Here is an 11,613-nt window from a genome sequence, read left to right on the forward strand (position 1 = left end):
GGGCCGGCGAATTGTCACGGCAGTGCCTCGACGGCGGTGCGCGGGTCGCGGGCGAGGGCGGTGAGCAGGGCGCGCAGGTCCGCGCCGATCGCGGCGATCTGTCGTTCGTCGAAAACCTCTGGCAGATAACCGAATCGGATGCGGAGGGCGGCACTCGGGTCGATGGTGAGCGTCAGCGGGTAGTGAGTGGCGTCGTGTAGTTCGATGCGGGTGCCGGTGCCGCCGTTGAGGGTGGCGGCGGCCGCGGCGAGGCCCGCGGTGTCGATCGGGTACGACTCGTAGACGAGCACCGTGTCGAACAGCAGGTCTCGTTGCCCGGCGGCGGCGTGGATGTCGGTCAGGCCGAGATGGTGGTGCTCGATCAGGTCCGCCTGTTCGGCCTGCACGGCGCAGACCAGCGTCGCCATCGGCAGACCGGGGTCGAACCGCACTCGCACGGGCACGGTGTTGATGCACAGGCCGACGATGGATTCGACGCCGGGCAGCTCGGCGGGGCGGCCGGACACGGTGGCGCCGAACACCACATCCGTGCGATCGCAGCGGCGGCCCACCAGGACCGCCCAGGCGGCTTGCACCATGGTGTTGACCGTGACACCGAGGTCGGCCGCGGTCGCGGTGAGCGCGGCCGTGGCGCCGGGGTCGAGGGCCCATCGGTATTCGGCGGTGCCGGTGAGTGTGCGGCCGCGCGCGGCGGGCGCGATCAGCGTCGGTGCGGTCACGCCGTCCAGTGCCCGCCGCCAGGCCGCGGCGGACGCGGCCGAGTCGCGGTGGTGGTTCCACGCGAGATAGGAGCGGAACGACGCCCCCGGGGGCGGCAGCGGATCATCGGAGGCGTAGAGCGCCAGCAGATCTCGCAGCACCAGCGGCACCGACCAGCCGTCGAGCAGGATGTGGTGGTAGGTCGCGATCAGCACATGGTCCGCACCGGCGACGCGGGCGAGGGTGAACCGCAGCAGCGGCGGTGCGGCGAGGTCGAAGCGGCGGGCGCGTTCCCCGGCCACGAGTTCGGCGAGGTCGGCCTCGGTGGCCGGTTCCGTTTCGTACCAAGGCAACTCGACCGTTTCGGGCACCACCTGCCGGGGCGCGCCGGAACTGTCGGGGACGAAGGCCGCGCGCAGATTCGGGTACCGCCGGAGCATCTCGTACGCCGCGCGGCGGAGCCGGTCGCGGTCCACCGGCCCGCCGATCCGCAGGATGGCCTGCACGTTGTAGACGTCGATCGCGCCGTGGCCGGTGCGCGCCGGGTCGGCCAGGACCGCGTGGAAGTACAGGCCCGCCTGCAGCGGCGCGGGCGGCCAGACATCGGTCAGGCGGCCGTAGTCGCGCTCCCATCGGATGATGTCGGCGCCGGCCACCGGGGTCAGGGGGAAATCGGAGGGGGTGTGCCCGCCCGCGTGCGGGGTACCGGCGTGTGCGGCGAGCGCGCCGAGCGCGGTCACCCACAGGTCGGCCAGCTCCGAGACATCCGCCGCGTCGAGAAGCGTTGCCGGATAGGTGAATCCGGCGTGCAGCCGAGTGCCGGTGATGATCGCGTTCACGTCGAGGGTGGCGGCGGCGGGCAGGTCGGGGTCCGCGGCGCCGGTCGGGGCCGCGAGTACTCCGGCGCCACGGTCGTCGACTCGGCCCAGATAGTTGAAGGCGACCTGGCCGGGCATCGGTCCCGGCAGTTGTTCCGCGGTGTCGGGGTTCAGGTAGCGCAGCAGCCCGTAGCCGATGCCGTGGTCGGGGATGGCGCGCAGCTGCTCCTTGACCGCCTTGAGCACCGCCCCGGCCGCGTCGGAACCGGCGTGCGCGGCCTCGACATCGAAGCCGGTGAGGTCCAGTCGCACCGGATAGAGGGAGGTGCACCACCCGACCGTGCGGGACAGGTCCGCGCCCGGCGCGAGCTGTTCCTCGCGGCCGTGGCCCTCCAGTCGCAGCAGCGTCACCGGTGCGTGCACGCCGCGTCGCGCGCGCCAGCGGGTCAGCGCCACGGCCAGGCCGCAGACCAGGATCTCGTCGACACCGGCGTGGAACAGGCCGGGCACGACCCGGGTCAGGGTGTCGGTCACGGCATCGTCCACCGTGACCGCCACCGTCGACGTCCGTGCCGCGACATCCACGTCCGGGTCGAGCGGACGGTGCCCGAGCAGCGGATCCGGGGTGGCGCACAGGCGCCGCCACAGGCCGAGTTCGGCGATGCGGTCGGGTGCGTGGGCCGCGTCGACCAGCGCGTGCGCCCATCGCCGCATCGAGGTGCCCGGCGGATCCCATTGCGGTACCGCGCCTTCGGTGACCGCTGCCAGGGCGGTGAAGAAGTCGGGAATCAGGATTCGCCACGAGACGCCGTCCACCGCGATGTGGTGCGCGCAGATGATCAGCCGATCCGGGACGCCGGGGTCACCGGACACCAACCGCACGAACCGCACCACGACACCCGCCGCCGGGTCGAGGCGGTCGAGCGCGGCGTCGAATTCCGCCGCGGCAACGGATTCGGCTGTGTGCTCGGTGATCTCGCACACCCGCACCAGCTCCGCGGCAGCGATCGTGCCCGGCGGCGCGGTGTTGAGCCGCCACTCGCCCGCCCCGTCGCGAGACAACCGGCTACGCAGCATGTCGTGGCGGTCGATGAGCGCGGTGACAGCGGCGACCAGGGTGTCGTGGCCGATGCCCGCCGGCAGTTCGATGGTGAGGCTCTGGTTGACGCGGCGGAAGCTGCCGCCGCGTTCGGTCAGCCAGCGGACGGCGGGCGGGAGCGGGAGTTCGCCGACGCCGCCACCGGGCAGCTCCGCCAGCCGCGCCGCCGGTTCGTCCGCCGATGTCCGTGCCGCGGCGGCGATTCCGGCCACCGTACGGTGTTCGAAGATCTCCCTGGGGGTGAGGTGCAGCCCCGCCGCTCGTGCGCGGGTGGCGAGCTGGATCGAGGTGATGCTGTCGCCGCCGAGTGCGAAGAAGGAGTCGTCGGGGCCGGGCCGGTCGATGCCGAGGACCTCGGCGAACACGTCCGCCACCACCCGCTCGGCCGGTGTGCGGGGCGCCTGCGCCGAGCGCGGGCGGAAGACCGGATCGGGCAGGGCCGCCCAGTCCAGTTTGCCGTGGGCGGTCAACGGCAGCGCGTCGAGCGGCACGATGGCCGCTGGCCGCATGTACTCCGGAAGCCGTTGCGCCACATGGTCGTCCAGGACACCCGGGGCCAGCTCGTCGGACACCACGTAGGCGACCAGTCGCGATACCCCGGCCCCGGCCCGAGCGACGACGGCGGCCTGCGCCACCGCGTCGTGCTCGAGCAGCGCGGCCTCGATCTCGGCCGGTTCGATCCGGTAACCGCGGACCTTCACCTGGTCGTCGCCGCGTCCGAGGTATTCGAGCTGACCGTCGGCGGTCCAGCGGGCCAGGTCGCCGGTGCGGTACAGCCGCGTGCCGGGCGCGCCGAAGGGGTCGGCCACGTAGCGGGACGCGGTGGCCGCCGGGCGCGCGTGGTAGCCGCGCGCCAGCTGATCTCCGGCGAGGTAGATCTCGCCCGGCGCACCGACCGGAGCGGGGCGCAGACGCGAATCCAACACCCGCACAGTCGTTCCCGGCAGGCCACGGCCGACGAGACTGCCCCGCGCCGCGCCGGCGGTCGCCGGGTCCACCGCCAGGTGCGTGGCGTGCACCGTCGCCTCGGTGATGCCGTAGAGGTTCGACAGCCGCGGTCCGTTCGCGGGCCGGGCGTCGTACCACGCTCGCAGCCTGCGCAGGTCCAGGGCCTCGCCGCCGAGCACGACGTGCCGCAGCGCGGACCCGGTCGCCTCCTGGCCGAGCAAGGTGTAGAACGCGGACGGAGTCTGGCTGAGCACCGTGACGCGTTCGCGTTCGAGCAGTTCGCCGAATTCCGCCGGGGAGCGGGTGCGGCCGTGGTCCACCACGACGAGGGTGCCGCCGGAGGCGAGTGCGCCCCACATCTCCCATACCGAGAAGTCGAAGGCGTGGGAGTGGAACATCGTCCACACGTCGGTGGGCCCGATGTCGAGCAGGGCTCGGGTGGCGGTGAGCATCGCGACCACATTGCGGTGCGTGACGGATACGCCCTTCGGGCGGCCGGTGGAGCCGGAGGTGTAGAGCACGTAGGCGACGTTGTCCGGATTCGGCACGGCACACGCGGCATCTGTTGCCTCGCCGAGGTTGTCGAGAAGCAGGATCGGCCGGTCACCCTCCGGCAGCGCGGCGCGGTCGGCTGTCGTCGTCACCACGGCAGCCGGATTCGTCTCCGCCAGAACGAATTCCAGGCGCCGCGCCGGGTTGGCGAGATCGAGCGGCACGTAAGCCGCTCCTGCCCGCAATACCCCCAGGATCGCCACGATCAACTCGGCGGAACGCGAGATACCCACGGCGACCAGAGATTCCGCGCCGACTCCCGCCACGGCCAGTACCCGCGACAGCGCCGCGGAGGCCCGGTCCAGGTCACGGTAGGTCAGCGTGCGGGAGCCGTGTCGCACGGCGACGGCGTCCGGGCGCGCGGCGGCCTGCGTCTCGAACAGGGCGGCGAGCGTGGTGGCGGGCACCGGCCGCGCGGGCCGCTGCCAGCTCTCCAGCAGCTGCCGCTCGTGCGCGCCGAGCGGGTCCAGATCCGCCACGGCCGCATCGGGGTTCGCGGCGATCGCGAGCAGTATCCGCTCCAGCCGCTCACCCAGCCGGGCGGCGGTCGATTCCGCGAGCAGGTCCGGCCGCCGGCTCGTCAGCAGATGCAGCCGGTCGGACTGCCGGGCGGTGAGCGTCAGCGCGTAGTGGGTCGCCTCGCGGGAACGCAGCCCGGCGATGCCGAGTCCGGCGCTGGTCGCGGCATTCGCGCGCAACCGCGCCGCATCGAACGGGTAGGACTCGACGACCAGGAGGGTGTCGAACAGCCCACGCTCGCCGGCGGCGCGGCCGGGCACGGTGGCGAGGATGTCGGGCAGCCCGACATGCTGGTGCGGCGCCAGCTCGAACTGTTCGCGCTGGATACGGCGCAGCAGTGCGCGCACCGGCTCGCCCGGCTCGGTCCGCACCCGGACCGGGACGGTGTTGATGAACAACCCGACCATGGATTCCACATCCGCCAACTCGGCCGGTCGGCCCGAGACGGTGGTGCCGAACACGATGTCCGTCCGGTCGGTCAGCCGGGCCAGCAGGATCGCCCACGCGGCCTGCAGCAGCGTGTTCATGGTGATCTCGAGTTCGGCCGCCAGCCGCGAAAGCCGTTGTGTCCGCGCCGCGTCCACCACGTACTCGTGTTCGGAGGGCAGCACCGACGCGGTGCGCGCCCGTGCGTCCCCCGCCAGCAGTGTCGGCTCGGACACTCCCGACAGCGCGTCCGCCCAGGCGCGCACGGAGTCCGTAACATCATGGCGGGCAAGCCATTCGACATAATGGCGGTAGGGTCGCGGCGGGTCGAGCACGGCGCCGGCGTAACCGGCGACGAGTTCTCGCAGCAGCAGCGGGATGGACCAGCCGTCGAGCAGCAGATGGTGATAGGTGACGACCAGCTGGGTGCGGCCACCGCCGAGGCGGGCCAGCAGGAACCGGAGCAGCGGCGGTCGCGCGAGATCGAACGGCGTGGCCCGTTCGGCGTCGAGGACACGTTCGTGCGCACCGTCCGGCGACTCGACCAGATCCAGTTCGCGCCATGGCAATACGGCGTCGGCGAGCACGAGTTGGACCGGCGCACCGGAGGCGTCGACGGTGAAGGCGGTGCGCAGGTTCGGGTGCCGCTTGAGCACCGCGGCAGCGGCCGATCGCAGTCGGTCGGCGTCGACGGTCCCGTCCAGGGTCAGTACCAGTTGCACGGTGTGGACGTCCACCGCGCGGGGGTCGAACAGCGCGTGGAACATCATGCCCGCCTGCAACGGCGACACCGGCCACACCTCGGTCAGGGCGGGGTAGCGCCGCTCCCAGGTCTCGATATCGCCCTGAGTGACGGTGACGAGCGGGAAGTCCGAGGGGGTGTGCCCGCCGCGGGTCCGGGGGTCGCGGGCGTGCCGCGCGACGGCCACCAGCGCCTCGCGCCACAACCCGATCAGCTCGCCGCCCGCCGCCTCGTCGAACAGCGTGCGCGCGTAGCCGATGCTGGTGCGAAGCCGGTCGCCGAGCACGATCGAGTCCACCTCGACCGCGCCCAGCGCGCCCCGCCGCGCGTCGGGCCGGATCGGCAGCGTCCCGAATTCGGGCGAGGGCAGCCAGCCGAGACCCGACAGCTCGGCCGGAATGTCGACGCCGGTGATGTGCCCGAAATAGTTGAACGAGATCTCGCCCGGCTCCTCGCGCGGCAGCCTCGCGGCCGTCTCCTCGTTCAGGTATCGGAGCAGGCCGTATCCGAAACCGTTGTGCGGTACGGCCCGCAGCTGTTCCTTGACGGCGCGCAGCGCGTCGCCCACGGCCGGGCCGCCGGCGAAGGCGTCGTCGAGATCCACGCCGGTGAGGTCGAGCCGGGCGGGCACGATCGAGGTGAACCAGCCGACGGTGCGGGACAGGTCGGCGCCCGGCACCGCGTCCTGTTCGCGGCCGTGGCCTTCCAGCCGCAGCAGCACCGATCGTTCGCCGATACCGCGCCGCGACCGCCAGCGGACGACCGCCAGCGCGAGCGCGGTCAGCAGCGCGTCGGCGACGCGGGCCCGGTAGCGGCCGGGTATCGCGGTGAGCAGCGCGGCGGTGTCGCGTTCGTCGAGTTCGATCGCGGTGTGCGCCACGTTCGCGGCGAGGTCCCGGCTCGGATCGAACGGGCGGTCGCCGAAGGCCGGGGCGGGGCCCTCGACAATGCTTCGCCAGACCGGCAATTCGGCGCTCCGGTCGTCATCGCGCGCAGCCTCGACCAGGGCGTGCGCCCACGCCCGCATGGAGGTGCCGACGGCGGGCAGCACGGGGGCGGCGCCCGCCGACACGGCCGCCCACGCGGCGACGAAGTCGGGCAGCAGTACTCGCCAGGACACGCCGTCGACGGCGATGTGGTGCGCGGCGACGATCAGCAGGCCCGGCGACCGCGTGGATCTCGGCGTCAGCCAGACGAAACGCAGCACCGCGCCGGTCGCCGGGTCGATCCGGTCGACCGCGGCGTTCAGCTCGGCCGTGGCGAACGCCGTCAGCTCCGCGCCGGTGAGGTCGTCGTGGACGACATGATCGATGAGCGTGTCGACGTCGACGCTGCCGGGCGGGGCGACGGTCAGCCGCCACTCCCCCGTGGCGTCGCGGTACAGCCGCGATCGCAGCATGTCGTGCTGGTCCACGACCGCGGTGATGGTGGAAACCATTGCGGCGCGGTCGATCCCGTCGGGCAGCTCCAGGGTGAGCGACTGGCAGAAGCGGCCGAAGTCGCTGCCGCGCTCGACCAGGAACCGGATCACCGGGGTGAGCGGCAGGTCGCCCACGCCGCCGCCGGGCGGTTCCGCGAGCCGGGGCGCGTCCCCGTCCGCGACCGCGGCGACGGCGGCGAGCCGGGCGACGGTGCGGTGTTCGTACACCTGCTGTGCGGTCACCGCGATGCCGCGCGAGCGTGCGCGTGACACCAGCAGAATCGACATGATGCTGTCGCCGCCGAGGGCGAAGAAGGATTCGTCGACGCCGACGGTGTCGCGGCCGAGCACCTCGGCGAACACACCGGCCAGAGTGCGTTCGGTCGCGGTGCCGGGCGCCCGGAAGGCCACCGGCTCGGCGGCCGGTTCGGGCAGTGCGGCCCGGTCCACCTTGCCGGACCGGTTCAACGGGAACTCGTCGAGCACGACGATCCGCGACGGCACCAGGTGTCCCGGCAGGGTCTCGCGCAGCCGCCGTTCCAGCGCCTCGGGATCGAGGTGGTGCCCGGCCGCGGCCGTGACATAGGCGACCAGGCGCTCGGAGCCCGCCGTGGCGCGCACGACGACGACCGCGCGGTCGACCTGTTCCTGTTCGGCCAGGACCGCCTCGATCTCGCCGAGCTCGATGCGAATGCCGCGCAGTTTCACTTGGAAGTCGGTGCGGCCCAGGTATTCCAGCTCGCCGTGCCCGGTCGAGCGCACGATGTCGCCCGTCCGGTACAGCCGCCCGCCGGGCGTGCCGAACGGGTCGGCGACGAACCGTCCGGCGGTCGGGCCGGGATGCTCGGCGTAGCCGCGGGCGAGGGCCGTGCCACCGAGGTAGAGTTCGCCGGGCAGGCCCGCCGCGACAGGATGCAGACAGGAGTCGAGCACGTACGCGCGGGTGTCCCCGCCCGGTGCGCCGATGGGGATCGCGCCGCGGTGGTCGCCGCCGATCTCGTGGCGGGTGACGGCGACGGTCGCCTCCGTCGGGCCGTAGAGGTTGTCGAGCCGGGCGTCCGGCGCGGCGGCGGAAAGGTCCCGGCCGACAGCGGATGTCAGCGCCTCACCGGCGACGAGCACGCGGCGCACGCTCGGCGGCAAGGGCTCGGCCACCGCGCGCCGGTGCGCGACGAACGTCGACGGCGTGAATTGCACCGTGGTGACGTCGTTCTCGGCGACCGCGCGCGCAAGCTCGAGGGGCTCGCGGTACGCGCCGGACGCGCCGACCACGACCCTGGCCCCGGATACGAACGGCCACAGCACTTCCCACGCCGACACGTCGAACGACAGCGCGGTCTTGCGCAGCACCACGTCGGTGCCGTCGAGCCCGTGCACGTGCTGCATCCACGCGAGGTGCGCGCATACGGCGGCGTGCGGCACGCCGACGCCCTTGGGCCGCCCCGTCGACCCCGAAGTGAACAGCACATACGCCAGATTCTCCGGCCGCAGCGGCGCGATCCGCTCGGCATCGGTCACCGGGGTGGCCGACTCACCGGACAGGTCGAGGTGAAGCACCATGCTGTCGGACGACGGGCGGAGCCGGTCGCCGGCAGCGGCGAGGGCGGGCGAACCAGCGGGCAGACCGAGTGCGTCGAGGCGCAGTGTGCTTTCGGACGACGGGGCGAACCGGTCGCCGGCAGCGGCGAGGGCGGACGAACCAGCGGGCAGATCGAATGCGTCGGGGCGCACCGTGCTTTCGGGCGGTGGGGCGAGCCGGTCAGCCTCGTCGGTTGGGGTGGGTGAGCTGCTGGGCAGGCCCAACCCGTCGATGCTGAGTACCGGTGGGCCGGGCGGTGGGTCGAATCGGTCGCGGCGGGTGGTGAGGATGCATATCGGGCGGGTGATGGCGAGTTGGTGGGCGTGTCGGTTGCGGGGGTGGGTGGGGTCGAGGGGAACATAGGCGGCCCCGCTGGCCAGGACCGCGTGCACCGCGACGATCTGTTCGATGGACGGGTCCATTGCTACGGCCACCAGTCGCTCCGGGCCCGCACCGAGGCGAATCAGAATGCGCGCCAGGCGATTCGAGGCGGCGTGCAGGTCCGCATAGGACACAGTGCGGGTGGAGGCGACCAGCGCGACCGAATCCGGTGTGCGGGAAACCTGTTGCGCCAGCAGGTCTGCCAGCGTCGTAGGTAGCAGGTCGGCGAGGCGGGCGCGCGATCCCGCCAGGTGCTCGATGTCGCCGGATCCGGCCGAGCCGATAGGTCCGACCGGCGTGCGCGGGCCCGCGAGGGGTTCCATGTCGTCGGGCCCGGCCGAGCCGATGCGTCCGACCGGCGTGCGCGGGTTACGGGCGAGGCGGTCGAGCAGCCGCGTGAAGGCGTGCCGGTGGGTCGGGTGCGCGGTGGCGACGGCGAGCTGCCAGCCGCTGGCGGCGCGGTCGTCCACACACACGGTGAACCCGTGGCCCCGGCCGAAGGACGCGGTCACCGGGGACCCGCTCAGCTGCCGCACCGCCCCGCCGCCGAGGACGCGCACCGCGAGCGGCCACTGCCCGTGCACCGGCGCGCCGGGCCAGGGTTCGTCGATGTCCGGCAGGTAGCGGTGGCGCCGGGCCCGGCGCAGTGCCAGCCCGGCCTGTTTGGCGATGCTGTCGAAATTCGCGTGCGGCGACACCGGAATGCGCAGCGGCACAGGGTTTTCCCCGTCCGACACGCCGATCACGTACTCGTCGGTCGAGGTCGAGCGCGTCGCGTAGACCGCCAGCGCCGCCCCGATCACGGCCGCCGCGCCGCCGCCGCAGGACCGCGCGATCCTGGTGAGGTCGGCCGACGCCGTCACCTCGGACCACAATTCACCCGAGCCGGCCGGGCCGGGCAGCGCGGCGGGCAGGGGTGCGGGCCGGGCGGCATCGGCGAGGGACTGCTCCCAGAATGCGCGATCGGGCGCCCAGGCGCCGGATTCGCGATAGCGGCGCTCACCGTCCAGCCGGTCGGCGGTCGCGCCGAACGGTGCGGTCGGCGGCGGGTCCGTACGCACGCCCTCCAGTACCTCGCGCACGCGGGCGACGATCGCGAGCGCGCCCGGTTCGTCGTTGACCAGGTGGTGATAGCGCTGATACCAGCCCACGCGGCCGTCGGCGAACCGGATCACCACCTGCCGGTGCAGCGGACCGCGGGCGATATCCATTGCGCGCGAACGCTCTTCGGCGATCCACGCCGACACGAACCGGTCCGGGTCCGGGCCGTCGGCGACGAGTGCGCCGACCGGGGCGGGCGCGGTCTCGCGGACCCGCGGCACGCCGGTGTCCTCGACGCGAAACACGCTGTGCAGCACCGGGCATTCGGCCACCACGGCCTCGATGGCGCTCCGCAGCGCCTCCGGGTCCATCGTGCCGAGCTCGAGATACAGCTCGACACCGCCATCGCGCGCCGCGAGCGCCGCGCGCTGCGTATCACCGGGCACCCACGCGTCGGCGCTCTCAGCGATAGTCATGGAAGCCCCGTCCCGTCTTGCGGCCGAAATGCCCGGCGTCCACCAGGGCGGCGAGTGCGGGCGGCACCCGGTAGTGCGGCTCGCCGGTCTCCTGCCGCAGCACCTCGATGGTGTCGGCGACGTTGTCCAGGCCGATGAGGTCGGCGGTGCGCAGCGGGCCCATCCGATGCCCGAGGCACTGTTCGAACAGCGCGTCGACGGTCTCGGCGTCCGTGCCGGTATCCAGGGTGGCGGCGGCCTCGGCGATGGACAGCATCAGGACCCGGTTCAGCACGAAGCCGGGGCGGTCGCCGACGACGATCGCCTCCTTGCCCAGCGCCGTCACCAGGCCGATGGCACGCGCCAGCGCGGACGGCGCGGTCCGCTCGCCGCGCACGACCTCCACCGCGGTCGTCAACGGCGCGGGGTTCATGAAGTGCAGGCCCAGCACACGGTCGGGCCGCCGGGTCGCGGCGGCCAGACGCGCGATCGGGATGGCGGAGGTGCACGACGCGAAGACGGCGTCCGCGCGGCAGTGCCGGTCCAGTTCGCCGAACAGCTTCTCCTTCAGCGCGATTCGCTCGGTGGCGCATTCGATGACGAAGTCGATCTCGCCGAGTTCGTCGATCCGCCGCAGCCACCGCACCCGTCCGGCGGTGCCGGTGGCGGTGCGGCGGTCGCCGCGCCCCAGCAGCAGTGCCAGGCGCACCGCGTCGGACAGGCCGCGGCGGGCGCGTTCGGTGGTGGCGTCGTCGGGCTCGACCACCTCGACCCGGTATCCGGCCTGCGCCAGGCACTGCGCGAGGCCGGTGCCCATGGTGCCCGCGCCGATCACCGCGACGATCCGGATGCTGTTCGCGTCCCCGGGGGCCGGGGCGTCTCCATTGTCGGTCACCGTGCCTGCCTCGTCTTCGCTCATCGCACTGTCGTTGCC

General features: G+C 73.0%; 2 protein-coding genes. Both read right to left on the bottom strand.

Annotated elements, in window-relative coordinates; translation table 11 throughout:
• Positions 1-14: 14 nt before the first annotated feature.
• A complete protein-coding gene (locus tag NWFMUON74_RS17860) occupies positions 15-10,700 on the bottom strand; it encodes a non-ribosomal peptide synthetase (protein WP_187683016.1) in 10,686 nt (3,561 codons plus the stop codon).
• Positions 10,687-11,598: a 3-hydroxyacyl-CoA dehydrogenase family protein gene (locus NWFMUON74_RS17865; RefSeq protein WP_187683017.1), complete on the bottom strand. Its 912-nt coding sequence runs from the start codon at positions 11,596-11,598 to the stop codon at positions 10,687-10,689. Before NWFMUON74_RS17865 ends, NWFMUON74_RS17860 begins: the two co-directional genes overlap by 14 nt.
• Positions 11,599-11,613 lie beyond the last annotated feature (15 nt).

Source organism: Nocardia wallacei, assembly GCF_014466955.1.
Taxonomy (GTDB): Bacteria; Actinomycetota; Actinomycetes; order Mycobacteriales; family Mycobacteriaceae; genus Nocardia; species Nocardia wallacei.

Excerpts from the sequence above, each read along its gene's own strand:
- NWFMUON74_RS17860 (WP_187683016.1), bottom strand. The coding sequence starts at position 10,700 with ATGACTATCGCTGAGAGCGCCGACGCGTGGGTGCCCGGTGATACGCAG.
- NWFMUON74_RS17865 (WP_187683017.1), bottom strand. The coding sequence starts at position 11,598 with ATGAGCGAAGACGAGGCAGGCACGGTGACCGACAATGGAGACGCCCCG.